The organism is Aquimarina sp. KJ22-3, from assembly GCF_055808215.1.
In genome coordinates this window covers 14,531-38,031 of sequence record NZ_CM147859.1, presented here as the reverse complement: position 1 = coordinate 38,031, position 23,501 = coordinate 14,531, and the positions used below count along the sequence as shown (strand labels likewise).

Sequence of the window (23,501 nt, the reverse complement as noted above, 5' to 3'; positions counted from 1 at the left end):
TTTCTACTCATAGTGGTTATTTTTTAACAAACTGATCAAGACTTAGGACTCCAAGTATATAAAAGTCGTATTTTTGTAGCCTTATCAAAAGCACAATATAGTAAATAAAGAGAAAGAGATCATTTTTAGTAAATGTTAGAGCGTAAGGAAATTGCATACGAGAAAACGGTTTTAATAGGAATTGTTACCAAAAGTCAGGATGAGGATAAACTCAATGAGTTTTTAGATGAACTGGAGTTTCTTACCTATACTGCCGGAGGAGAAGTGGTAAAAAGATTTACCCAGAAAATGGATATACCTAATTCTAAAACCTTTATTGGTACAGGGAAGATGGATGAGGTAAAGGCCTATGTAGAAGAAAATGAAATTGGCACGGTGGTTTTTGATGATGAATTAACGCCAGCGCAATTGCGTAATATCGAGCGTATCCTAAAAGCAAAGATCATCGATAGAACCAATCTAATCTTGGACATTTTTGCGCAACGTGCTCAAACCAGTTATGCCCGTACACAAGTAGAACTTGCTCAATATCAATATTTATTACCAAGACTTACTGGTTTATGGACACACTTAGAGAGACAACGAGGGGGTATTGGTATGCGTGGTCCTGGAGAAACCGAGATTGAAACCGACCGACGTATCGTAAGAGACCGCATTTCTTTACTAAAAAAGAAATTGCAAACCATAGACAAGCAAATGGCTACGCAAAGAGGGAATCGAGGGAAATTGGTTCGCGTTGCATTGGTAGGATATACCAATGTAGGAAAGTCTACCTTGATGAATGTGGTTGCCAAAAGTGAAGTGTTTGCAGAAAATAAATTGTTTGCTACCCTCGATACTACCGTGCGAAAAGTCGTGATTGGTAATCTTCCGTTTTTGTTGAGTGATACGGTTGGATTTATTAGAAAGTTACCTACCCAGTTAGTAGAGAGTTTTAAAAGTACGTTGGATGAGGTACGAGAAGCAGACCTATTACTACATGTTGTAGATATTTCTCATCCACAATTTGAAGATCATATCGAATCCGTAAATAAGATTCTGGGAGAAATTGATTGTACAAATAAGCCTACCATCATGGTGTTTAACAAGATCGATGCGTATGAGTATGAAACAATTGCTAGCGACGATCTTACTACCGAAAGGACTAAGGCTCATTACACCTTGGATGAGTGGAAACAAACCTGGATGAATAAAATTGGAGACAATGCGCTATTTATTTCTGCGATTCATAAAGGGAATATCGATGAATTCAGAAAACGAGTATATAAAGAAGTAAGAGATATTCATGTTACCCGATTTCCGTATAATAATTTCTTGTATCCAGAGATCGTAGAGGAGTAATCAAAACTCATAATTCAATCCTAATCCAATAACTTCTCTGATCTGAAAAGCGCTGGTGGCATTATCATCATAGATGGCCTGAAAAGCAAAACTACCGGTAATATATTTGTTAACTACCAGATTTAGGTTGAGCGTATAATCGATATCGATATTGGCAGGATCTTCGATGTAATTCGAGTAGAGATTCAGCAAGTTTTCCATGGTCACATTTTTGAACAACTTAAATTTGGCGTAAGCAGCCAAAGATCCCCCAAATTCGAACCTGGAACTCTCTCCAGCATCTACACCAAAATAATCCCCATCTACATAATCTGGACCGCTGGTAAATTGATCATCCACAAAAATCATACGAACGGTAACGGGAGCAATGTTGAGGTTAAGATCGTCACTTTTTTTCCACAGCAAACCGGGACCGATCTGTATAAAAGCAGGGGAGAAAAAGTGAGTCTCTTCGGTACGGATCGTCTCATCGGTATCTGGGTCTTTGCTAAATCGATATCCTTTGGCAAATTGAGATCTAAAGTTCACAAAGAGCGAGTAATTCCAAAACCCTTCGCCTATACGCTGACCAATACGGGAATTGAACTCTATTCGGTCATTGGTTTTGCGTGCAAAGTTCTCTCCTCTTAAAAAAGTGAGCCCGTAATCTGCCAAAATCTTATTATCCCAGGTAAAACTCTTTTTCTTGTAGTTAAATTCATAGTTCAGCACCGTATTTCCGGCAACATTGGAGGTTCCCCCACCTTGCCAATCAAAATTAAATGCCGATTGGTTAAACAGTAAAGAGAATTTTGCTTTGGTTTTCCAGCCTATCTGTTCTGGTGGTTTGGTTTTTTTGGTTTGATCTCCTTTAGTTTTTGTTCTAAAACAATAATATTGAGTGTGTTAGGAGTGTTTTTAAGCAAACTGTCTAAGGACCGTTTTAGTTCTACCTGAATAGAGTCCAGATATACTTTTTTCTCCCTCCTCTTGAGCTGCGGATTCTATGGTGTAAAAGACAAGAAAAAAACTACCAAAAATCGGTTCATATATTCCTTTGTTGCAGGGTAGAAAGGCAAATATACAGGAAGCTAACGGCTTTATCAAACCTTTATCCAATGGTAATCAACAAAATATAAAGGGAATTGAATTATATTCGTTGATATAAATGAAAAGCATGTCCAGTAAATCAGATATAAAATTGATAAAAGCCAAAATCGAAGACAAGGATTTTTTGTTTGATTTACGGAAACAAACCATGGTCGAACATTTAGAAAAGTCAGGACTGTTTTTATCTGATGAAGAACATAGAAAGCGGGTTGACAAAAGCTTTGAAAACTCTTTTGTGGTTTTGCACCAGGAGCATCAAGTAGGCCTAGTAAAGTATGAAGAAAATGAAGTGATGTTGGAAGTCCTTCAAATACAAATACTGCCAGAGTATCAAAATAAAGGAATAGGAAAGCAAGTATTGCAATACTTGTTTGAAAAAGAAAAGATCATTCAGTTGAAGGTGCTAAAAGATAATCCTGCAAAAAACCTCTATACAAGATTAGGTTTTATTACTGTGGGAGAGGATGAGCACGAATACCATATGGAAAAGAAAGTTGAATTATAGCATCAAAAACCCGATTTGATCAAATCAAACCGGGCAGTATTGTAAAGGAATCTAGGATAAGTTATTAGAAAGAATAGCTTAAACCAATATTCCAGAAAGATTGTAAATCGTTATCTGTAGTCTCAAGAGTAGGTAAAACAGCAGGAGGAGGCACTGCGGCTTCTGCTTGAGCCAGAGCAAAGTTAAATGCCTCTTGTTTGTTGCTTCTTAAACCAAAATCAAATCCTACTCCAATAGCTTTCCATAAAGTGTACGAGAATGAGTTGGTCCATGTCCAGTTAGAGTAATCAGCATCTTCATAACTTAAGAAAGCGGATAAATTGGTTTTGAAATTGATAGCTCCAATTTTACGGGTGTAATCTGCAACCACTTTGGCACCCAAAGAAGATTCGTATTGTGTAGCACCATCACTAAACACAAAATTGTAGTTAAGTGGGTGTACTACCACAACTAAATCTTTGATTGGTGTCCAGGTAGCACCGACACCAAGATCCAAATATCCAGGATTATTAAAGTTATTAAGAAGTGTGGTTCTATATTCACCCAATGTTGATACAGCAAGAGTTTCGGTTAATTTATAACCAAACAAAGAAGTTACAGTAAACACATCTACTGCTTCTCTAAACTCATCGCTATCCGTAGGGTCGTCTTCATTATCCAATTTTACCCAAGAGAGATTGATATTAGCACTGTTTCTCCAGAAATATTTTTCTTGAATAAGGTTAGCATATGGATTGATAGTAATACCGATATTTCCTGAAGAGTTATTAGGAATTCCTTGAGCAAACCAATTGTTGAATTGCGAAATGCTTCCACCAATGGTACCAAAAGCTCCTATTCTCCATCCTGGCATAGCATCCAATTGCGCCTGAATTGCATTTACTCTTCCCTGAATCGCAGCAATAGAGTCTTTTTTCTTAGCTTGTTCTGCTTTTAGTTCTTCTGCCGTCTGCGCAGATAATGAACTAATTCCGAAAAATACGGCAGTAACTAAAATTAACTTTTTAATCATTGTAAATAGGTTTAAGTTTTGATTTTTCATGATAATTGTGGTTAATATCTAATGCAAGATAAACCAAAAAGAGATCTAATCTGGGGCAAATATATTTTATGAAACGTTTTTTGTTTCGGATGTATGAAGTCTAGAAGCGGTTTTTCGACAAAAAACCTAATTAACCGATAAAGTGAGTTACGTACGCTTGTATAGAGGTACAGAAGAGCAAGCTTCGCCGTACATTACGCTCTTTGCAACGGGTTGTAGTTTTTGTATTAGTGCAATATAGGCACCTTCGGGAACGGGCTTATTAGCGCAGCCTTTTATAATTAGAAATTTATCTTGATATGGGCTAAGATCAAGCGCAGCAATGATATCGTTGTAAAGAATGGTTTCCAGAGTTTCCAGAGAACCTACAGCCACTTTTTTTGTATAAGGAACCAGGGAGCTAGTTAATAAAAGATAGGCCCAACCGGGGATGATAGCATCTGTAGAGCAGGTTAAAGCGATATATTGGTCTTTGTGCTGACTCCAATCGTAATCGGCTACTTGTTTTCTGAAATCTTGCTCTCTGAGTAATAAACCTTCAAACAACCAGTCTTTGATATCAAAAAGGACTCGTTTCCCTTCTGGATAAAAATCCTCAAGATCTACAGTAACCAGTTTTTGGTTATTCGCAACTCTATTTACAATTTCTTCAGCCATTATTGATATCCTATTTTTTCAGACAGTTCTATTTTACTTTTCGCAAAATTACCGGTGCCAAATGCTATTTCTTTTCCGTCTTCGTTGTACAAAACAGATTCTGCTACAAACAGATTTCTGGATTTAAATTTCACTTTCCCCACAGCTTTCAAGGTTCCTTTGCTTGCAGGTCGAGTGATATTGATATTAAACGATGTGGGTGAGTACAAAAGCATCTTCTACTATCGAATTTACAGCAAAAAAGGCAGCATCATCCAGTAATTTAAAATACACCGAGCCGTGTATGGCTCCCAAAGCATGAAAATACTTATCACCTATATCTAGTCCTATTTCAGCAATCCCATCGCCAATTTTTGCCGTAGTGGTATCAAATATCTTGGTGTTGACATTTGATTCCAAATACATCCTTTCTAATTTGCGATAGTGTTCTTTATTCATTGATTACGATTAAGAATTTGAATGCGAGGTGTTGTTATAGCATTCCCAACTCGAGCTTTGCTTCTTCGCTCATTAAATCCTGGGACCAAGGCGGATCAAAAGTAAGTTCCATTTCTACATCATTCACCGCATCCAAAGACTTTACTTTTTCTTGCACTTCCTGTGGTAAGGACTCTGCAACAGGGCAATTAGGAGAAGTAAGTGTCATAAGAATTTTTACATCATAATCCTCATTAACGAATACATCATAAATTAATCCCAGCTCATAGATGTCTACAGGAATTTCAGGATCGTAAATTGTTTTAAGAACTCTTACGATCTTTTCTCCTAGTTCGTTTGTATTTATAACCGTTTCACTCATAGCTTTCTTTTAAGTCGATTTTGAAAGGATATACCTAACAAAAAATTAATTCAATTGGGTTTGGTAGGCGATAGCATACATTTTTAGTTGTTTAATCATACTTACCAGTCCATTGGCACGTGTTGGAGACAAATGTTCTTTTAATCCAATCTCGTCGATAAAATCCGTATCTGCATCTATAATATCTTTGGGATGTTGTCCAGAAAATGCACGCACAAGAATTGCAATAATCCCTTTGGTAATAATAGCATCACTATCTGCTGTGAAGTTTATTTTATCATCTTCCATTTCGGCATGAACCCATACCTTACTTTGGCACCCTTTTATGATATTATCTTCGGTTTTATACTTTTCATTAATCAACGGAAGCGATTTCCCCAATTCGATCATATATTCATAACGCTGCATCCAATCATCAAACATACTAAACTCATCAACAATTTCTTCCTGAATTTCTTTTATCGTCATTATACGCAAATTTTCAACAAAAGTACAACAAGATTCGTTGCTATTCAATACTTTCTGCCAATGATAAGATAGTATTAACTAATGGTTTGATCTCTTCTGGAGGATTACCATGATCAAAACTCTTTGAAGTATACGTTTGTGAAGTAGTTATAATTTTTAAAGTAGCATGCAAAGCAGCATCTGTTGTTCTTTTGTCCGTTGGCGATACAAGCTTATCCAAAGCCTTTAGGTCTATAGTTTTAATGGTTGTGCTTAAAGTTTTCCAATCATTACTTGAACACGCTTTTGAATCCAATTGGGTTGTTCTTCTGTCTTTAGTTCTTTGTATAAATTCTTTATCAATAATTACTTTGAAATAAGCGCCTCGTGTACTGGCTTCGTAAATGATTTTAGATAGGTTTTCCTGAGAGGCAGGGGTAGAAGAGATGGTATGTTGACCCAAAGGTTGGTTTTTTCTTTTGAAAGAACCTTAACCAAACGGTATTCTAAAGAAGACCCATCAGCTGGAGGGTTTTCAATTTTGGTAACCATTACCTCAAGGATATAGTTATACCCTTCTTGATAATCAAACCCTTTTATAGGATCGTAAAAATAGGTCCACTCATCGTTTGCATTTTCTTTAATCAACAGGCATTGTTGAGGTGCTACCCCTTCGCAATCTACAAGATGATTCGCAACATATAGAGTTTGAGTGTCTTTGCAGGACATGATTAGCAATGTCAAACTGAAACATATAATTAGTCTTCTCATTTTCTTAAGGGTTTTGAACAAAGCTGGCTCTTGGTCCGTCGTTGGCAAAAACTGCTCTCATTCTATCTTTTTGACCTTTTGTAAACATGTGCATACAGGCATCATCCACATAATCCATATAATTCATGGTCATATCATTCGAGTTACATCGAATAGTAGGGTATGTGGGGCATGCAAAATTTGGGTTGTCAGATAAGGGGGTGTCCTCAACCATATCATCCTGACTACAATCTCCATCACCCCAAATATGGCGTAAATTTAACCAATGTCCAACTTCATGAGTGGTAGTACGCCCTTTGTTGAAAGGATCGGTTACAAATCCTGTAGTTCCAAAGAATTGGGGAGAAACAACAATACCATCGGTTGTTAGGTTATCTCCTGGAAACTGAGCATATCCCAAAATACCTCCACCAATAGTACATACCCAGATGTTTAATTTTTTATCGGGTGAAACAACATCTGATCCACCATTAGCGGTAAACTTCACTTGGTCGTCTATACCCCATTCCTCTCTCGTAGAGAATACTCGGATAATGCTGTCTAGCTTAAAATTGATATTAATATCAGCTGCTAGATCCGAAAACTCCTCCGGGATTTGGTTAATATCAGTATTAGATTTTGAAAAGTCCTGATTTAACACGGTAATCTGAGAAAGAATTTGATCATTACAGATATTCTCTTCTGGTTTGTTATATACCACATGCACGACTACAGGTATGGTTATCGTATCTAGTGTTTTGAACAAACCACTTTTCCGAAGCTCGATAAAAGCCTGACATTGCTTTTCTATAGTATCCATTCTAGAAGTTAAACCAGGGTTGGTAGTAATATGATTCCGCAGTACTTGCATAGTGGCACACCTTGTATTCATTTGGGTACTGGCAAGGGAAGAAGAAATTTTTGTGTTTTCTGCATCCATACATTGTGGATCAGTATCCTCTTTTTTTCTCGGGGGCATCCTAGAAACAATAGTATTGCTGCAAAGAAGCCGAGCATCATTAGCTTTTTCATGGTTAAGAGTATTGTGATTTTATAACGAAAAAATCAGTGTTTTGTTTTCGGTATTAACAGAAACAAAACAATATTTAACAATATGAATTACAATTTGTTAATACTAAGTCGGTTCTTATGTAATTTACTAAATTATGAAGTGAAATCCAATAAAAAAGAGGGAGACAAACTCCCTCATTCTTACGTACGAAAAATATATATTTGATGAAATTACCTTTGAATAACGACCTTCTTGGTAATGCTCATTTCACCTACATATATTTTTGCCAAATAGTGACCAGGATGTAAATGAGATACATTAACTTGATTAGTGCTTGAAGAATGTACAAGTCTCCCAGTCTGATTAAAAAACTCAACTTTACTCAACTTTTTATTGTTTAATATCTTGATATTTAGAAGTTTATTGGTTGGATTTGGAAATGTTTGTAGTTCCACCATTTCCGGCTCATAAATTACCTGTGGATTATCGCAAGTATCCTCTGAAGTGACATCGGAAGAAGTTGCTAAGTCCAGCAGAAATGATTGTTGTGCACCAGAATCCCCTTTTAATTTATAAGCTAACCACGAATTCAAAAACTGAAAAGTGATTGCTTGTTGCTGATCTCTTGTGATTTGGATATTTCCTGAAGAACTGTTTTCTCCAAAATCACAGAAAAAATTACTGTTAGCGTAGTAGCAATGAGCTCCTCCTGTAATATTTATCAAATACTTGCAGTCAGACCCAAGGTTATTGTAGATCGGAATATGATGCTCCTCGGGTGGAGTCACTTCATCTTCGGTTCCCGAAAAAACAATGGCATCTTCTGAAACATTGGAAGCAGGGGTTAAGGTGTCAAATCGAAGTAAAGCTGGCGCAAAAGTGACCAATGTTTCTACCTCTACCAAAGAAGCAGCTACTGTAGCAGCTCCACCACCCATAGAATGACCAATAAGTGCTGTTTTGTCGGCTACGATGCCGGATAAAACAGAGCCCGAATTGTTGTTTTCTGCCTGGATCGCTCCTACAATGAAAGCTAAATCCTTAGAGTACGCATCGTGATTGGCAAAAAATGATCCTTCAGTATTTACGAAAACTACTATATACCCTTTGGGAACAAGATTGTCGTAAAAGTTTTGATAAGCGTCAGATCCCATTACAAAACCATGACCAAGGACAACCACAGGAAAGGGTCCTTGGGTCCGATTGGTTTTGTTTTCTCGTGTGATTTTAGGATAATAAATACGTGTGTTTACCCTTCGATTTCTTCTACTTGCATCTCTGAAAGTTTTAGAGCTTGAACTTACGTCGTAGTCTTGGGCAACGCCACTACAGACTACAAAAAGCATTGATAAAATACTTAGCAGTACTTTTTTCATAATATATTTATTTTTGGTTAATGTTGTTGGTTAAAGGTATTTTTAAAATTAGATTTTTGCAAGTTTAATCTAATTTTTTTAACATTTAATCTAGATATTTAGTCATTATTGACTTATTTGTAAGATACTGAAATATAGTTTGTTATTTCGTAATTTTAACAGTATTACTGGGATTGACGCAGATTTTTATTCTAAGTTTTACACAAAAAACAAAGAATAAAATACCAGCAAAAAATAATTTATAAAAAGTGGAATTTTCCCCGAAAATATCTAAGAATTAAGAATAATTTTTAAGAAAGCATGGTTTTAGCTTTTTGAACAGCTGCTACCAAAGCATCAATTTCTTCTTTAGTGTTATAAAATGAAAAAGAAGCTCTTACTGTACCAGGAATTTTATAGAAATCCATGATAGGTTGTGCGCAATGATGACCGGTTCGCACCGCAATACCTAACTTATCTACAATAGTACCTATGTCGTAAGGGTGGATGTTTTCGATATTAAAGGAAATAACTGAGGTTTTATTTTTGGAAGTACCATAAATCTTAAGCCCTTCGATTTCCAAAAGCTTTTGAGTTCCATATTCCAGTAGATCATTTTCGTAGGCGGCTATATCGTCAAAACCGATACTATTCATATAATCAAGGGCTACTCCAAATGCAATACCCCCACAGATATTAGGTGTACCTGCTTCGAATTTGTGAGGCAAACCGGCATAAGTGGTCTTTTCAAAAGTAACCTGATCGATCATTTCACCACCACCTTGATAAGGAGGTAACTTCTCCAACCACTCTTCTTTTCCGTATAGCATACCCACTCCTGTAGGTCCACAAAGCTTATGCGCCGAGGCAACATAGAAATCTACATCCAATTCTTGTACATCAGGTTTGATGTGCGGGCAGGATTGAGCTCCATCAATAAGTACGGCAGCACCTACTTTATGCGCTTTTTCTATAATTTCCTCTATCGGATTAATGGTTCCTAAAGCATTCGATATATGATTGGTAAAAACAAGCTTGGTTCGTTCGGTAAGTAATTCATCATATACGCTCATCACCAACTCTCCCTCTTCGTTCATTGGGATAACCTTTAGAATAGCACCTGTTCGTTCGCATAACATTTGCCAGGGTACAATATTAGAATGGTGCTCTAAAGCAGAAACAATAATCTCATCTCCTTTGGTTAAAAGATTAGTAAATCCTGTAGCGATAATATTGATACTGTGTGTAGTACCAGAGGTCAAGATGATTTCGTAAGAATGCTTAGCATTAAAATGTTGTTGTACTTTTTTACGTGCTATTTCGTAGGCATCTGTAGCCTCTTGAGACAAGGTATGCACTCCACGATGGATATTGGCATTGTACGAGCTATAATAATCTACTATAGCGTCAATAACAACTTGAGGAGTCTGCGAGGTAGCAGCATTATCAAAATATACAAGAGGTTTCCCGTTTACAGTTCTCTTCAAAATAGGAAAATCTTCTCTTACTTTTTGTACATCAAACATTGCAATTTCTTTCTGCAAAAATAAGAAGTATTTCTAATAAGGATTGTTTATTTTTAGAATGGTTTAATGTTTTTTCTTATGAGGCGATTAATAAAGCGTATAGGGCTTGTCTTACTGTTTTTAATTATTGTGATTTGTATTGCTGGAGTAGTTAACTACCCTAAGCTTACGATCCTAACGGGGTATTCTGCAAAGCATATGAATTCTTCTGTTTTTATTGGAGAAAGATCGGTAGAATTTACTGATACCAAAGACAATAATTTTGCGCCGGTACATCTTGCTGATGACGAGGTGAATTTTGAACAAAAAATGTCTATCGCATCGGTATTTGGTCTACAAGAAAGAAAGGCAGTGTATCGCAAAGGCGTAGGTAGTGTCCTGATCAATGATGATTTTGATGAAAATGCCCCTGTTGTGACTCCCAACCGGAGCAAAGCGAATACGGGCTTGTCTTACCCTTATGGCGATTTACCACAGAAAGATACTGTTTTTGCTAATCTCGATTATCCAAAAATAAAGGAAGCTGTACACTCGATATTTGATAGCAATGATGAATATGTGAAAAAAACAAGAGCTGTTTTGGTGATCTATAAAGATCAGATCGTTGCAGAAAAATACATAGATGGTTTGGATCAAACCTCTAAACTACCCGGTTGGTCGATGACCAAAAGTATTTTGGCCACAGCCTATGGTGTATTACAAAAACAAGGAGAGATATCTATCCATGATAAAGCACCTGTTGAGGAATGGCAGAATGATGAAAGAAAAGAAATTACCATCGATGATTTGTTGCAAATGAATTGTGGGTTAGAATGGGAAGAAGAATATGGTTCTATTTCTGATGCAACAAAGATGTTATATCTGGATACCGATATGACCAAAGCGCAAATTGATAAGAAGGCTATTGCAAAACCTGGCGAATATTGGTACTACTCTTCTGGAGTATCCAATCTGTTATCCGGAATTTTACGCAAAAAAATGAACAGCTATCAGGAGTATTTGGATTTTCCGTATCGGGAGTTTATCGACAAAATTGGGATGAACTCTATGCTTATTGAAACCGATATTGCTGGCAATTATGTTGGATCCTCTTATGCCTGGGCTACTGCCAGAGACTGGGGGAAGTTTGGATTGCTATATCTACATAAAGGAAACTGGAATGGAACACAGATTTTTAATCCGGAGTGGGTGGATTATGTAACTACTCCAACACCAACTTCTGAAGGAGATTACGGAGCCCATTTTTGGCTAAATGCGGGAGGTTTTTATCCCGATGCACCCAAAGATATGTTTTCGGCAAATGGATACCAGGGACAGCGCGTATTTATCATTCCGTCCAAGGACTTGGTTATTGTTCGGTTTGGACTGATTGGTGATGCTGGAGTAGATTTCAATACGTTCTTGCAGGAAGTTACCGAAGCTGTACAATAAAAAAACCAGGCCGTTAAGAACCTGGTTTTCGTATCGTGTTTTTAATTACGTTCTATCTATAGATCAAAACCAATATTTACACCAAGTTTATTGGCGATTAATTTGTTGATTCTGGTTTTGAGTTGAGGTATTTTTACGCTTTCTAATACATTGTTGGCAAAAGCATACATCAATAACGCTTTGGCTTCTTTCTCTCCAATTCCTCTAGCTCTCATGTAGAACAATGCATTTTCATCCAACTGCCCAATGGTACAACCGTGAGAACATTTTACATCATCAGCAAAAATCTCAAGCTGAGGTTTTGAGTTGATAGTAGCTTTATCACTTAGTAGGATGTTATTGTTAGACTGGAAAGCGTTGGTTTTTTGAGCAATTTTATCAACGATTATCTTACCGTTAAATACTCCAGTAGCTTTTTCGTCAAAAATACCTTTGTAATCCTGATGACTCTCGCAATTAGGCTCTGTATGATGTACCAACGTATTGTGATCTACATGCTGTTTACCTTCTATAATCGTCACTCCGTTAAGAATAGAGTCTATGCCTTCGCCTTTCTGATAAAAATTGAGGTTATTTCTGGTTAAATTTCCTCCAAAAGCAAAAGTATGCACCGAAGCTACACTTTGAGCCTGCTGCTCTATAAAAGTATTATCGATTAACGAAGCATGTTCGTTGTCATTCTGTATTTTGTAGTAATCAACAATTCCTCGTTTGTCAACAAATATTTCGGTTACCGAATTGGTCAATACCGGATTATCAGTCAAACTTTGATGACGCTCAATGATTTGTACATGAGAATTTTCTTCTACAACGATCAAATTACGAGGCTGTAGCATTTGAGCAGATTCTTTACCTGTAGAGAGGTGAATAATCTGTATAGGCTTATCTGCAAGTTTGTTTTTCGGAATGTAGATATAGGCTCCTTCCTTAGAAAATGCAGTATTTAAAGAGGTAAGTCCATCCTGACGTGCTATTTTATTAAAATAGTTATCAATTACGGGCTTATACTTGTCATGCGACAATGCAGAAGACATCAAACAAACGTCAATTTTATCGTGAGTAGTCTCTGATAGGTGAGACGAATACTTACCATCGATAAAAACGATTTTGTAGGTATCTAGATCGTAAAGAAAATATTTCTTTATGTCTTTAAATTCTAAAGCATTTTCTTCCTTAGGAAAAATACTGTAGTCATGTTTCAAAACAGCATTCAAGGAAGTGTATTTCCAAGCCTCTTCTTTCTTTGTAGGAAACCCTTTTTCTTCAAAAACCTTTATGGCCTGACTTCGGATATCATGAATTGGCGCATCGACATTCACAGTATTTTCAAAGGCCAAAAAAGAGGATACTAATTTATCTTTTAATCCCATGGTCTTATGCGTTTATCTCTTCTTTAATCCAATCGTATCCTTTTTCTTCCAATTCTAGAGCAAGTTCTTTTGTTCCTGATTTTACGATTTTCCCATCGTATAATACGTGAACATAATCTGGAACGATATGATCCAACAATCTTTGATAGTGTGTAATCACGACAATAGCATTGTCTTCACTTTTTAGTCTGTTTACACCATTAGCTACAATACGTAAGGCATCGATATCTAATCCAGAATCGGTTTCATCCAGAATGGCTAATTTTGGTTCCATCATTGCCATTTGGAAAATCTCATTTCTCTTTTTCTCACCTCCAGAAAACCCTTCATTCAAAGATCTAGATAAGAATTTACGATCGATTTCTAACAACTCAGATTTCTCTCTGATTTTTTTGAGCATGTCTTTTGCCGGCATCTCTTCAAGACCTTGTGCCTTGCGAGTTTCATTGATTGCCGTTTTCATAAAGTTAGTTACCGTAACTCCTGGAATCTCTACGGGATACTGAAAAGACATAAACACTCCTTTGTGAGCACGCTCTTCTGGAGCTAGCTCTTCGATATCTTCACCTTCCAAAAGAATTTCTCCTTTGGTAACTTCATAATCTTCCTTACCGGCAACGATATTGGCAAGTGTACTTTTTCCGGCACCATTAGGTCCCATTACTGCATGAATTTCTCCGGCATTAACCTTTAAATTAAGACCTTTTAAAATTTCCTTTCCTTCAACACTAGCGTGTAAATCCTTTATTTCTAACATTGCTTATAATTCTTTAATCTATAAAGAGATGTATTATTCTGTTTGTTTTCTATTTAATTTCCTTCAGAGGTGTTTTGCGTTTCAGAAGCCTTAATTTTTGTAGGCAATTCTGATGTTGGCGCACTAACACCTACAATTTCTTTTATTTCTACAACCTCTCCCCAACCTTGATTGGGATTGGATTTTATAATTCCTTTGATTACCACAGGAACCATATCATATTCTTCTCTTTGCAGAGGCTTTATTTTTTCTGCTAATTCTAAAGCCGCTTCATCGATCACCACACCATAAATAAAATCATTCCCTTTAATCACTGCGGCATCTTCAATTAGAATAAACTCTCCCCTAATCAAAGTAACTTCGCCATTTTGATTTTCGGAGTTGTTTTTTTTACAAGAAGAAATAATGAGCAGTACGGCAATGAGTAAAGTTGATGGTTTCATTGAGGTCGTTTAGATGATTTTACATTTATCCTACAGAACCTTCAAGAGAAATCTCAAGAAGTTTTTGAGCTTCAACAGCAAATTCCATCGGAAGTTTGTTCAATACTTCTTTACTAAATCCATTTACGATCAGGGCTATCGCTTTTTCGGTATCGATACCTCTTTGATTACAGTAAAAAATTTGATCTTCTCCAATCTTGCTAGTTGTAGCTTCATGTTCTATTTGAGCAGTTTTATTTTTTGCTTCTATATAAGGAAACGTATGAGCACCACATTCATTGCCCATCAGTAAAGAATCACATTGTGAAAAATTACGGGCATTCTCAGCTCTACTATTAATTTGAACCAGTCCTCTATAACTGTTTTGAGATTTTCCGGTAGAAATCCCTTTTGAAATGATAGTACTTTTGGTATTCTTACCCAAATGAATCATTTTGGTCCCTGTATCGGCTTGCTGAAAATTGTTAGTCACAGCAATAGAGTAAAACTCACCTACAGAATAATCTCCTTTAAGTACACAAGAAGGATATTTCCAGGTAACCGCAGATCCGGTTTCTACCTGAGTCCATGAGATTTTAGCATTAGTCTCACAAAGTCCTCTTTTGGTAACGAAGTTGAACACTCCTCCTTTACCTTCGGCATTACCAGGATACCAGTTTTGTACCGTAGAATACTTGATCTCGGCATCATCTAAAGCGATAAGTTCTACTACAGCCGCATGCAATTGATTTTCATCACGCATAGGAGCAGTACAACCCTCTAGGTAACTTACATAACTACCTTCGTCAGCAATAACCAGTGTTCTTTCAAACTGTCCAGTTCCTGCTTGATTTATTCGGAAATATGTAGACAATTCCATTGGGCATCGAACTCCCTTTGGAATGTAACAAAAAGAACCATCACTAAACACTGCAGAATTTAATGCAGCATAAAAATTATCTTTTTGCGGTACTACACTACCGATATATTTCTTTATTAATTCTGGATGCTCCTGAATGGCTTCAGAAATAGAACAGAATATAATTCCTTTTTCGGCCAGAGTCTCTTTAAAAGTAGTCGCAACAGAAACGGAGTCCATTACGATATCCACCGCAACGCCTGCCAATTTCTTCTGCTCTTCTAGAGAAATTCCTAGTTTTTCAAAAGTTTCCAACAACTCTGGATCTACCTCATCAATACTATTGTATTTTGGTTTTTTATTGGGAGCTGAGTAATAAGAGATATTCTGAAAATTAGGTTTCTCGTAGTTTACGTTTGCCCATTCTGGCTCTTCCATCTGCTCCCAGATTCTAAAAGCTTCCAGTCGCCATTCGGTCATCCACTCGGGCTCTTCTTTTTTCTTAGAAATTGCTCGAACAATATCTTCATTCAAACCAACGGGGAATGTATCAGACTCTATATCTGTATAGAATCCGTACTCGTATTCCTTGGTTTCTAATTCTTTCTTTAAGTCGTCTTCTGTATATGCCATCTTCTTGATCCTAAATTTTATTCAGGACTTTTTTCATGTCCAAATTAAAGAGAAAAACTCTCTCCACAGCCACAAGTTCTTGTTGCATTGGGGTTATTAAATACAAAGCCAGTTCCATTTAAACCACCAGAATATTCCAAAGTGGTTCCTACAAGGTAGAGAAAGCTCTTTTTGTCTACAATGATTTTTACACCGTTGTCTTCAAAAACTTTATCTCCATCTTGCTGTGATTTGTCGAACTTCAGATCATAAGACAAACCAGAGCAACCGCCACTTTTTACACCTACTCGGATGTAATCAGTAGTGATATTGTACCCGTCTTCGCTCATCAATTGGATGACTTTATTTTTTGCTATGTCTGATACCTTAATCATCTTCTTATTAAATAGATTAATTCTAAATGAGTTGCAAATATACTACATAAGTGCATCTTATTCATAAAACCTAACATTTATCTAACATATATCTATATTGATAAAATCTATTCATTTGGTTTTATATAGATTATGAGATGCCTTAGTTCTTATTGTCCTTACTTTATTTTGATCACCATCAAGTCCAGAAGCCCTTTGTTTTCAGCCTGATCAAGATCATTGCTGTTTGTTTCTCCAACTGCCAAAAGGTGACCTGTTGAGGTTTCAATGACATCATACGAAAAATCGAAACCGGCACCACCAAAGCTCTTTTGCCATTGCAAGTTTCCGGAATTGTCTATTTTGATCACCCAAAAATCGTTATCTCCATGGTTAGCACTAAGATCGCCACTACTACTTTTTGATGCACCCGAAATGACAAACCCACCATCAAAGGTGGTATCAATAGATCTTGCCACATCAAACTGTAATCCTCCAAAGGATTTTTTCCAGATTAAGTTTCCATCATCATCTATTTTGATCACCCAAAAATCAGAATCTCCATGATTATCCGTTACATCGCCATCATTACTTATAGTTTGACCTACGACCACATAAGAGTTATCCGCAGCAAGAACAGCTTCGTACGCAATATCAATTCCGCTACCGCCATATGTTTTCTGCCATACCATTTCACCCGAAGCATTTATTTTTACGATCCAAAAATCATAACTTCCGTTATGGCTGGTGATATCAAAATCGGTGCTCTCTGTAGCACCAAACATAACAAAACCTCCATCTGCAGACTGAAGCACACTGTAACTTCTATCATTATTGGTGCCGCCAAAAAAGTTACGCCACTCTAATTCTCCTTGTGCATTTATTTTTTGACCCCAAAACTCTCCTACACCATGTTTGGTCAAGCCTCCTTCTCCTCCAGAAGCCGTAATATCCAAAAATCCAGCACTAAAATATCCGCCATCCTGTGTCTGAATTATAGCATAACTATGATCATGCCCTGCAAAGCCATAGCTCTTTTCCCATTCGATATTACCACTGCTATCCAATTTTACAAACCAATTGTCATGAAAACCTTCATTGTTACTGGCATCACCATCACTACTCATACTGTATCCAGTGATAAGAAAACCATTATCCCGGGTTTGAATGACTTCCTGACCCTGATCATCGCCACTTCCTCCAATAGTCTTGTTCCATTGTAACGCACCTTCGGCATCTAATTTTAATAACCAATAGTCGTTTACGTTCAAGGTTTTGTCGGTAATATCTCCATCTGTACTTTTGGTAAACCCCAAAACTGCATATCCTCCATCAGAAGTTTCAATAACAGAGCGTGCAGACTCCTCGTCGGATCCACCAAAGGTTTTTATCCAATCAATTTCTCCCTGGAAATTAATGACATCAGAATTGTCGTTATCATCATCATTCGAGCAACTACACAATAGTATGCTTAAAAGAGCCACCAGGCTAATTTTTATATTTCTTCTCATATGCATTTTATTGTTCTTTGACCAAAAGGAATCCGGCATTGATATCACTGATTATTATGTTTCCGCTTGCAAAAAAAGGATAGACGTTCCAGGCTCCACTAAAATTTGCACTGTTTGCGGTTGGGAAAGAATCGAAAAACCCTATTTCGGTTAGGTTTCCGCTGGCAATATCAGTAAGGTCAATTACTCGCAATCCGGCTTGATAGTTTGCCATATAAAATTTATTGTCTTTTACATATCCATTATGATCAATAGCTCTAGTTGGGCCAGTATAAGTCATATGGAAAGCGGGATTGTCTAAATCCTGAAAATCGAATATAATGGTTCGAGTATTAAACCCGGCATTGGTTTCGTCTAATTCATCCCCTAGAAGAAAATATCGCATATCTTCGGTAAACCAACCTTGATGAGTATATCCTACCTGGGAATAGCTAATCTTGGAAATATTAACGGGGTTGTTTTTGTCTGTGATATCAGCAATTACAATCTCTACCTGATTGCTTCCAATTAATATTTCCCTGCCTTGATAATCAGGATCAGGCCCATTATACGTTACTACCTGAGCATCATGAGAATAAGGATCCGTACCCACCGAGGTAAACCCACCTTCTCCCAAAGGGTTTTTAGGGTCCTGGATATTCACGAAAATAGGACCTCCACCAAAAACCAATGCGGTTCCGGTGGTGTTTCTTGCTCCAACCGGATAGGCATAGCCTGAAGCCTCATTAATCACAATATTATGAGCACTACCAAATTCTGTAAATCGGGTATCGGCAGTAAAATTTTGCGGAGGGTTTGTTATGCTTCTAAGTCGAGTAAGATCAAAAACCTGCATACCATGACCTTGGGCTTCACTTACTATAAAGGCGTGATTTTGATATACTTTTACATCTCTCCAGTTGCTACTAACCGTTGCCGTTGGTAATTTTCCTAGATATATTGGATTCTCAGGGGTAGAGATGTCTATAAATGCGGTACCATTATCCAATCCAATAATAGCATATTCTTTTCCGTCTTGAGGGTCTGTCCATCCCCAGCTATCGTTTCCTCTTGCTGCTTCCATGACTCCCAGATTAATTGAGGAAACCAAATCAAGACCGTTACAAGGATAAAAACCTGCAGCTGTACCATTAATACATTCGTTGGAAGCATCAGGGTCTGGACCTGGATCCACAGGAGCACCTGCATCGTCATCTCCGCTACAACTCAAAATGAGTAAAAGAAGGAGACAGCCGATGACACTATTTAACTTTTTCATGAGACTATCATTTTACTAAAGATACCAAACTTTTTTCATTTCATTTAAATATATGAAAAACAAATACTTATGAATTTAAAATTGAATTTTTTGCTGGAGATTTTTCAAAAGAGGGTAACAATATTTTTACCCATCTGATATAGGGATGTAAAACAAAAAACCACTAAAAATTTTAAGTATGGAAACTTCAATTTTAAAGAAAACGTTGATTACATCTATTAAGAGTACACTTAGTTTATTAATCTATGTACTTGTTTTTAGCGCATGCGAAAAAGATGATCCACAACAGTTTTGTGATCCTGCACCCAAGTTTGATATTGATGCATTTGTAGAAGGACTACAAGAAAGATTAAATAATGAAGACAACCCGAATGTGGGTTATCAATTGGTAATTAATAAAGATGGAAACTTATATCATGCCGAAGCAGAAGGGTTTGCCATTCATGAAAATGATAGCGATGGACCTGTAGCCATGTCGGTGGATACACGAATGAATGTGGCTTCTGTTTCAAAATTTATAGGCACAGTTGCCCTGCTAAAAGCGATGGAGGAGCATAATGTAAGCCTGGAGTTTAACGTAGTTAATTATCTTCCAGAAACCTGGAAATCGCAGGTACATTCTACACATTCTGATGTGGATTCTGATGCGTATTTGACATTTCGCAAATTGTTACAAATGAATACGGCCATCAATTTTCCTGGGGATGATCCTTTTCCTGGTATTATGCCTACCGAAGCTCAAATGTTGGCAGGGTTAGCCGCTACTCCTGCGATGAACCGTATCGGAGAGTATCAAAACGGGAACTTTACGTTGATTAGAGTATTGATCGGTCAAATCGTTTATGAACTTGATGAGACAGCCAATGAATATTCAACCGCATGCACGGATAAATATTTTGAGTATGTCAAAGAAAAGATCTTTGACCCTTTGAATATCAATCCTCCATCGTCTGCAAACGAAGTAGAGAACTATTATGATGGGATTTATCCTTGGGGATATCAATGGCCATTCAACCCTGATTTTCAAAATGCTTCTGATGGTGCCTTGGGTTGGAAACATAGTAGCAATCCGTACCGTAATGGAGGATCTGGCGGACTGTTATTGTCTTCGATGGATCTGGCAAAAATCTTAGCCTTTTTTAAGCACGATCAAAGCGAAACCATCATTTCCAAAAAACAAAGAGAAAGTATTCTGAATTCGGAGTTAGGATTGACTGAATCCATAGATGGAACCTATGGCAAGTATTTGTCAAAAGGAGGATTAAGAGGTGCAGATGATTGTTGTAGTCGAGCATTGCGATCCCGTATCATGATTTTTCCAAATGGCGTAGAAGCTGTGTTATTAACCAATGGTAATAATACCACCTTGGGTAGTATTTTAAGGGATAGCTATGATAATGCCTGGAAATCTAACTGTCAATAAAAAGAAGAATAAAGTATAAAAAAAACAAAATAGTAAAGTCATGAAAAATCAAATTTTAAAAACCATTTTAATCATTGCAGGAATAACTTTTGCGAGCTGTTCAAATGATGATGATGCTACTCCAGAAGTAGTAGGAGTAACTTCTTTTGAAATAGAAGGACAATGGAATTGTGGACTAGGTGAAAATTGTGAAGATGTTTATCAGTTTGAATTCAAAAAAGATTCTAAAATATCGATTAGTATAAATGATGTAACAGGAATGTCGGCAGTATCACTTGATTTATCTGCGGAATTTGGACAGTTTGGAGGACCTAATTTATTAAATGAAGGAAGTCTTACTTATTATGGATGTACAGGTCAGGATGAAGACGTTTCCATAACAAATATTACTGTTTCAGAAGCTGGTACATACAATTTGTCTGTCGCAAGAGATTGGGGATTAAGTGCTGGAGTTGAAGGTACTTACACCTTAGCCATAATTTCAGATACTCCATTTACAGAAGGTGTAGCTCCAATTGATGATGTCGATGCACAGAACTATGAAAGAGAATGCTTATAAATTCATATTATAATCCTTAAAAATCCTGATTTTTCGGGATTTTTTTATGAGATAGAATCACAATGTTGGCTACCTTTGCAGCATGATAGAAGATAAAAATAGCGCTAGAACCCCTTTGTCTGAATTAGGTGAATTTGGATTAATAGACCATCTCACAAAGAATTTTGAGATCAAACAACCTACAACAGATGTTGGTATAGGAGATGATGCAGCAATTTTGGACTTTGGAGACCAAAAATGTGTGATCAGTACAGATTTGCTAATTGAAGGAGTACACTTTGACCTTTCTTACGTTCCTTTAAAGCATCTGGGATATAAATCGGTGATGGTTAACCTTTCAGACATTTATGCGATGAATGCTACTGCAAGTCAGATCACAGTATCTATAGCTGTATCTAATAGATTTCCGTTAGAAGCATTGGAAGAATTATATGCAGGTATTCAAACAGCAGCCAATTTATATAACGTAGATGTGGTTGGTGGAGATACCACTTCTTCCACTTCAGGATTAATTATAAGCATTACTGCTTTGGGATATGCCAAGCAAGAAAAATTACCTACAGAAGTGGAGCAAAAAACAATGACCTCTTGGTCGTATCTGGAGATTTGGGTGCTGCGTATATGGGGCTTCAAGTTTTGGAGCGAGAAAAACAGGTTTTTAATGTAAACCCAAATGCACAACCAGACTTGGATCAATATACCTACTTAATCGAAAGACAACTTAAACCTGAGGCTCGTAAAGATATTCCGGAATTGCTTAAAGCACTTGAAGTACAGCCGACAAGTATGATCGATATTAGTGATGGTTTGTCTTCGGAAACGATACACCTGTGTACAAAGTCTGAAGTAGGGGTACATCTTTACGAAGAAAAAATACCGTTGGACCCGGCAGTAATCTCAATTTGTGAAGAGTTTAATTTAAACAGTACTACAGTAGCCCTCAACGGTGGTGAGGATTATGAGTTATTGTTCACGATAAAACAAGAGGATTATCCAAAAATAAAAGCAAATCCCAATTTAACGGTGATCGGGCACATGACTGATAAGAATGACGGAATGGGATTAGTTACTCGAGCCAATGAGAAAATAGAGTTACAAGCTCAAGGGTGGAATCCTATTAAAAAAGAAGAGTAGAATGATACTATGATGCTGCTTGAAAAGGAGTAGTTTTTGTTTCTTTCCTGGCCGCTTTTTTCGCATGCACTTGTTCTAGGGCATTATTAATCTCTTTTAATTTGGGGGTTAACACTTCCAAACGACCTCTGCTATTTGTTGTTGCTTGCTCTCCACAATGCGAACAAGTATATTCTTTTATATGATGGGTAACATGTTTAGAAAGAACGTAGTCATGACCAAATAGGGAACAATAGATTTTGGAAAAGGAGAACGTAGAACTAGGGGTAGACTTTTTCATATTTTCTAGGGGTTATAAGTGCATAGAAGGGTGTTATGGGTTCATTATCAATACAATAATAATATTTTTTTTGACATAAACTAAATTTTGTAAGAAAAAATTGTCTTCAAATGTTGTTTTTTAACTAAAAAAAGCCAAAAAATAGGTTTTTTGGCTAAAAAAAATGTATTTCATCTGATAATTTTGGAACTAAGCCGTTACCTATGTAGGGTTCTGTAGATGATTTTGTAAAGCAGCTATAAACTCTTTTTGGTTTTCAATATAGGTCATATGTCCGCCGTCAAAAGAAATGAGATCTACCTTGGCATAATTGGCTTCTTTCTCATTTTGAGAAAACGATAAAACAGGATCTTTTTCTCCAGCAAAAATTACTTTAGACCCATTAAATTCTTTAAGGATATTAGATCGATCTTTTCTGATTTTCATACCTTCTAATGCAGAAATGATTCCTTGCAATGACGTTTTAGACGCTTGTTCTTTTATTTGTTTGATCTGTGGTTCGTAAGCAATCCTATTTTTTTCAGCAAAAAGATTAGCAATGGCCATACTGGTATAGGCATTAGGATTTTTCTTAACAATATCGATGGCTCGGGTCCTGCTAATTTTACGTTCTTCACTGTCTGGATAAGATGTAGAGTTAAGCAGTATTAATGAAATTGCCTTTTTAGGGAAAAGATCTACAAAAGCAAGCGAAACATATCCACCCATAGAGTGTCCGATTAGGGTAAGATCGGTTATTTGTAATTCGTCTAATACCGTATTAACGGCTAATGCCATGTCTTCCATGGTATGGATATATCCCAAAGACTCAGTATCCCCATGGCCCAATAAATCAATTGCAATGCAATGATAGGAGTTTTCGAGTAAGGCGATGGTTTGTTCCCACATGGTTATATTCTCTAGAAATCCATGTAAAAAAACGATCGATCTCCCTTTTCCGGTGCTCTTATAATTTATTTTGATCTCTTTGTACGTCAAAGTCATTTTG

At 36.8% G+C, this 23,501-nt stretch carries 26 protein-coding genes and 1 pseudogene; 6 read left to right on the top strand and 21 right to left on the bottom strand.

Annotation, left to right across the window (positions count from 1 at the left end; all coding sequences use genetic code 11):
* The first annotated feature begins 132 nt into the window (after positions 1-132).
* Positions 133-1,341 carry a GTPase HflX gene (hflX, locus tag AC0L3Q_RS00200; protein ID WP_473284051.1) on the top strand — a complete coding sequence of 403 codons (1,209 nt, stop codon included), beginning with the start codon at positions 133-135 and terminating at the stop codon, positions 1,339-1,341.
* Here hflX and AC0L3Q_RS00195 read toward each other — a convergent pair whose 3' ends face one another.
* Complete coding sequence (locus AC0L3Q_RS00195) at positions 1,342-2,121, bottom strand: DUF3078 domain-containing protein (RefSeq protein ID WP_473287022.1); 780 nt, start codon at positions 2,119-2,121, stop codon at positions 1,342-1,344.
* A gap of 376 nt (positions 2,122-2,497) precedes the next feature.
* Here AC0L3Q_RS00195 and AC0L3Q_RS00190 point away from each other — a divergent pair, with 376 nt between their 5' ends.
* Positions 2,498-2,935, top strand: coding sequence for a GNAT family N-acetyltransferase (locus AC0L3Q_RS00190; RefSeq protein WP_473284049.1), 438 nt, complete (start codon positions 2,498-2,500; stop codon positions 2,933-2,935).
* 64 nt (positions 2,936-2,999) lie between these two features.
* Here AC0L3Q_RS00190 and AC0L3Q_RS00185 read toward each other — a convergent pair whose 3' ends face one another.
* The 11 genes from AC0L3Q_RS00185 to AC0L3Q_RS00135 all read right to left on the bottom strand — a co-directional run bounded on the left by AC0L3Q_RS00185 (position 3,000) and on the right by AC0L3Q_RS00135 (position 10,523).
* Complete coding sequence (locus AC0L3Q_RS00185) at positions 3,000-3,944, bottom strand: DUF3078 domain-containing protein (protein ID WP_473287020.1); 945 nt, start codon at positions 3,942-3,944, stop codon at positions 3,000-3,002.
* Between the two features lie 180 nt (positions 3,945-4,124).
* Positions 4,125-4,634, bottom strand: coding sequence for a DUF2480 family protein (locus AC0L3Q_RS00180; protein WP_473284047.1), 510 nt, complete (start codon positions 4,632-4,634; stop codon positions 4,125-4,127).
* The gene (locus AC0L3Q_RS00175; protein ID WP_473284045.1) at positions 4,634-4,849 is read right to left on the bottom strand and encodes a PaaI family thioesterase; all 216 of its coding nucleotides are present in this window, start codon (positions 4,847-4,849) and stop codon (positions 4,634-4,636) included. The genes AC0L3Q_RS00180 and AC0L3Q_RS00175 overlap by 1 nt, the downstream gene beginning before the upstream one ends.
* The gene (locus AC0L3Q_RS00170) at positions 4,821-5,072 is read right to left on the bottom strand and encodes a hypothetical protein (protein ID WP_473284043.1); all 252 of its coding nucleotides are present in this window, start codon (positions 5,070-5,072) and stop codon (positions 4,821-4,823) included. Before AC0L3Q_RS00170 ends, AC0L3Q_RS00175 begins: the two co-directional genes overlap by 29 nt.
* Positions 5,073-5,106: 34 nt before the next feature.
* Positions 5,107-5,433: an SUF system Fe-S cluster assembly protein gene (locus tag AC0L3Q_RS00165; RefSeq protein ID WP_073316059.1), complete on the bottom strand. Its 327-nt coding sequence runs from the start codon at positions 5,431-5,433 to the stop codon at positions 5,107-5,109.
* 45 nt (positions 5,434-5,478) lie between these two features.
* Positions 5,479-5,901: a SufE family protein gene (locus AC0L3Q_RS00160; protein WP_073316060.1), complete on the bottom strand. Its 423-nt coding sequence runs from the start codon at positions 5,899-5,901 to the stop codon at positions 5,479-5,481.
* A gap of 40 nt (positions 5,902-5,941) precedes the next feature.
* Entirely contained in the window at positions 5,942-6,196 is a 255-nt protein-coding gene (locus tag AC0L3Q_RS00155; RefSeq protein WP_473284041.1) for a hypothetical protein, read from the bottom strand.
* Positions 6,197-6,246: 50 nt separating this feature from the next.
* Positions 6,247-6,651, bottom strand: a complete 405-nt coding sequence (locus AC0L3Q_RS00150; protein ID WP_473284039.1) for a DUF4377 domain-containing protein — start codon at positions 6,649-6,651, stop codon at positions 6,247-6,249.
* A 4-nt stretch (positions 6,652-6,655) separates the two neighbouring features.
* The gene (locus AC0L3Q_RS00145; RefSeq protein WP_473284037.1) at positions 6,656-7,609 is read right to left on the bottom strand and encodes a zinc metalloprotease; all 954 of its coding nucleotides are present in this window, start codon (positions 7,607-7,609) and stop codon (positions 6,656-6,658) included.
* Positions 7,610-7,872: 263 nt separating this feature from the next.
* The gene (locus AC0L3Q_RS00140) at positions 7,873-9,018 is read right to left on the bottom strand and encodes a poly(ethylene terephthalate) hydrolase family protein (RefSeq protein WP_473284035.1); all 1,146 of its coding nucleotides are present in this window, start codon (positions 9,016-9,018) and stop codon (positions 7,873-7,875) included.
* 290 nt (positions 9,019-9,308) lie between these two features.
* Entirely contained in the window at positions 9,309-10,523 is a 1,215-nt protein-coding gene (locus tag AC0L3Q_RS00135; protein ID WP_473287018.1) for an aminotransferase class V-fold PLP-dependent enzyme, read from the bottom strand.
* A 78-nt stretch (positions 10,524-10,601) separates the two neighbouring features.
* Between AC0L3Q_RS00135 and AC0L3Q_RS00130 the strand changes: the two genes are divergently transcribed.
* Entirely contained in the window at positions 10,602-11,954 is a 1,353-nt protein-coding gene (locus AC0L3Q_RS00130) for a serine hydrolase domain-containing protein (RefSeq protein ID WP_473284033.1), read from the top strand.
* Between the two features lie 56 nt (positions 11,955-12,010).
* Here the strand turns inward: AC0L3Q_RS00130 and sufD are convergent, their stop codons facing one another.
* The 7 genes from sufD to AC0L3Q_RS00095 all read right to left on the bottom strand — a co-directional run bounded on the left by sufD (position 12,011) and on the right by AC0L3Q_RS00095 (position 19,117).
* The gene (gene sufD, locus AC0L3Q_RS00125; protein ID WP_473284031.1) at positions 12,011-13,324 is read right to left on the bottom strand and encodes a Fe-S cluster assembly protein SufD; all 1,314 of its coding nucleotides are present in this window, start codon (positions 13,322-13,324) and stop codon (positions 12,011-12,013) included.
* 4 nt (positions 13,325-13,328) lie between these two features.
* Positions 13,329-14,081, bottom strand: coding sequence for a Fe-S cluster assembly ATPase SufC (gene sufC / locus AC0L3Q_RS00120; RefSeq protein ID WP_073316065.1), 753 nt, complete (start codon positions 14,079-14,081; stop codon positions 13,329-13,331).
* A 53-nt stretch (positions 14,082-14,134) separates the two neighbouring features.
* Positions 14,135-14,524 (bottom strand): hypothetical protein, encoded by a 390-nt coding sequence (locus AC0L3Q_RS00115; RefSeq protein WP_073316066.1) that lies wholly within the window; start codon positions 14,522-14,524, stop codon positions 14,135-14,137.
* A gap of 25 nt (positions 14,525-14,549) precedes the next feature.
* Positions 14,550-15,995 carry a Fe-S cluster assembly protein SufB gene (gene sufB / locus AC0L3Q_RS00110; RefSeq protein WP_473284029.1) on the bottom strand — a complete coding sequence of 482 codons (1,446 nt, stop codon included), beginning with the start codon at positions 15,993-15,995 and terminating at the stop codon, positions 14,550-14,552.
* 44 nt (positions 15,996-16,039) lie between these two features.
* The gene (locus tag AC0L3Q_RS00105) at positions 16,040-16,369 is read right to left on the bottom strand and encodes a HesB/IscA family protein (protein WP_473284027.1); all 330 of its coding nucleotides are present in this window, start codon (positions 16,367-16,369) and stop codon (positions 16,040-16,042) included.
* 158 nt (positions 16,370-16,527) lie between these two features.
* Positions 16,528-17,859, bottom strand: coding sequence for a hypothetical protein (locus tag AC0L3Q_RS00100; RefSeq protein ID WP_473284025.1), 1,332 nt, complete (start codon positions 17,857-17,859; stop codon positions 16,528-16,530).
* Positions 17,860-17,866: 7 nt separating this feature from the next.
* Complete coding sequence (locus AC0L3Q_RS00095; protein ID WP_473284023.1) at positions 17,867-19,117, bottom strand: choice-of-anchor B family protein; 1,251 nt, start codon at positions 19,115-19,117, stop codon at positions 17,867-17,869.
* Positions 19,118-19,295: 178 nt separating this feature from the next.
* On the opposite strand from AC0L3Q_RS00095, the gene AC0L3Q_RS00090 reads away from it, so the two are divergent.
* The 3 genes and pseudogenes from AC0L3Q_RS00090 (at position 19,296) to thiL (ending at position 22,233) form a co-directional block, all read left to right on the top strand.
* Entirely contained in the window at positions 19,296-20,540 is a 1,245-nt protein-coding gene (locus AC0L3Q_RS00090) for a serine hydrolase domain-containing protein (RefSeq protein WP_473284021.1), read from the top strand.
* Between the two features lie 40 nt (positions 20,541-20,580).
* A complete protein-coding gene (locus tag AC0L3Q_RS00085; RefSeq protein ID WP_473284019.1) occupies positions 20,581-21,099 on the top strand; it encodes a PPC domain-containing protein in 519 nt (172 codons plus the stop codon).
* A gap of 82 nt (positions 21,100-21,181) precedes the next feature.
* Positions 21,182-22,233 (top strand): annotated as a pseudogene (thiL, locus tag AC0L3Q_RS00080) (thiamine-phosphate kinase).
* A 7-nt stretch (positions 22,234-22,240) separates the two neighbouring features.
* Here the strand turns inward: thiL and AC0L3Q_RS00075 are convergent.
* Positions 22,241-22,513, bottom strand: a complete 273-nt coding sequence (locus AC0L3Q_RS00075) for a hypothetical protein (protein ID WP_473284017.1) — start codon at positions 22,511-22,513, stop codon at positions 22,241-22,243.
* A 201-nt stretch (positions 22,514-22,714) separates the two neighbouring features.
* Positions 22,715-23,497: an alpha/beta fold hydrolase gene (locus AC0L3Q_RS00070; protein WP_473284015.1), complete on the bottom strand. Its 783-nt coding sequence runs from the start codon at positions 23,495-23,497 to the stop codon at positions 22,715-22,717.
* Positions 23,498-23,501: the final 4 nt, after the last annotated feature.

Bases quoted from the DNA above. Each gene is read 5' to 3' on its own strand.
- hflX (WP_473284051.1), top strand. From the start codon at position 133: ATGTTAGAGCGTAAGGAAATTGCATACGAGAAAACGGTTTTAATAGGA.
- AC0L3Q_RS00190 (WP_473284049.1), top strand. From the start codon at position 2,498: ATGTCCAGTAAATCAGATATAAAATTGATAAAAGCCAAAATCGAAGAC.
- AC0L3Q_RS00180 (WP_473284047.1), bottom strand. From the start codon at position 4,634: ATGGCTGAAGAAATTGTAAATAGAGTTGCGAATAACCAAAAACTGGTT.
- AC0L3Q_RS00175 (WP_473284045.1), bottom strand. From the start codon at position 4,849: ATGCTTTTGTACTCACCCACATCGTTTAATATCAATATCACTCGACCT.
- AC0L3Q_RS00170 (WP_473284043.1), bottom strand. From the start codon at position 5,072: ATGAATAAAGAACACTATCGCAAATTAGAAAGGATGTATTTGGAATCA.
- AC0L3Q_RS00165 (WP_073316059.1), bottom strand. From the start codon at position 5,433: ATGAGTGAAACGGTTATAAATACAAACGAACTAGGAGAAAAGATCGTA.
- AC0L3Q_RS00160 (WP_073316060.1), bottom strand. From the start codon at position 5,901: ATGACGATAAAAGAAATTCAGGAAGAAATTGTTGATGAGTTTAGTATG.
- AC0L3Q_RS00150 (WP_473284039.1), bottom strand. From the start codon at position 6,651: ATGAGAAGACTAATTATATGTTTCAGTTTGACATTGCTAATCATGTCC.
- AC0L3Q_RS00145 (WP_473284037.1), bottom strand. From the start codon at position 7,609: ATGCCCCCGAGAAAAAAAGAGGATACTGATCCACAATGTATGGATGCA.
- AC0L3Q_RS00140 (WP_473284035.1), bottom strand. From the start codon at position 9,018: ATGAAAAAAGTACTGCTAAGTATTTTATCAATGCTTTTTGTAGTCTGT.
- AC0L3Q_RS00135 (WP_473287018.1), bottom strand. From the start codon at position 10,523: ATGTTTGATGTACAAAAAGTAAGAGAAGATTTTCCTATTTTGAAGAGA.
- AC0L3Q_RS00130 (WP_473284033.1), top strand. From the start codon at position 10,602: ATGAGGCGATTAATAAAGCGTATAGGGCTTGTCTTACTGTTTTTAATT.
- sufD (WP_473284031.1), bottom strand. From the start codon at position 13,324: ATGGGATTAAAAGATAAATTAGTATCCTCTTTTTTGGCCTTTGAAAAT.
- sufC (WP_073316065.1), bottom strand. From the start codon at position 14,081: ATGTTAGAAATAAAGGATTTACACGCTAGTGTTGAAGGAAAGGAAATT.
- AC0L3Q_RS00115 (WP_073316066.1), bottom strand. From the start codon at position 14,524: ATGAAACCATCAACTTTACTCATTGCCGTACTGCTCATTATTTCTTCT.
- sufB (WP_473284029.1), bottom strand. From the start codon at position 15,995: ATGGCATATACAGAAGACGACTTAAAGAAAGAATTAGAAACCAAGGAA.
- AC0L3Q_RS00105 (WP_473284027.1), bottom strand. From the start codon at position 16,369: ATGATTAAGGTATCAGACATAGCAAAAAATAAAGTCATCCAATTGATG.
- AC0L3Q_RS00100 (WP_473284025.1), bottom strand. From the start codon at position 17,859: ATGAGAAGAAATATAAAAATTAGCCTGGTGGCTCTTTTAAGCATACTA.
- AC0L3Q_RS00095 (WP_473284023.1), bottom strand. From the start codon at position 19,117: ATGAAAAAGTTAAATAGTGTCATCGGCTGTCTCCTTCTTTTACTCATT.
- AC0L3Q_RS00090 (WP_473284021.1), top strand. From the start codon at position 19,296: ATGGAAACTTCAATTTTAAAGAAAACGTTGATTACATCTATTAAGAGT.
- AC0L3Q_RS00085 (WP_473284019.1), top strand. From the start codon at position 20,581: ATGAAAAATCAAATTTTAAAAACCATTTTAATCATTGCAGGAATAACT.
- AC0L3Q_RS00075 (WP_473284017.1), bottom strand. From the start codon at position 22,513: ATGAAAAAGTCTACCCCTAGTTCTACGTTCTCCTTTTCCAAAATCTAT.
- AC0L3Q_RS00070 (WP_473284015.1), bottom strand. From the start codon at position 23,497: ATGACTTTGACGTACAAAGAGATCAAAATAAATTATAAGAGCACCGGA.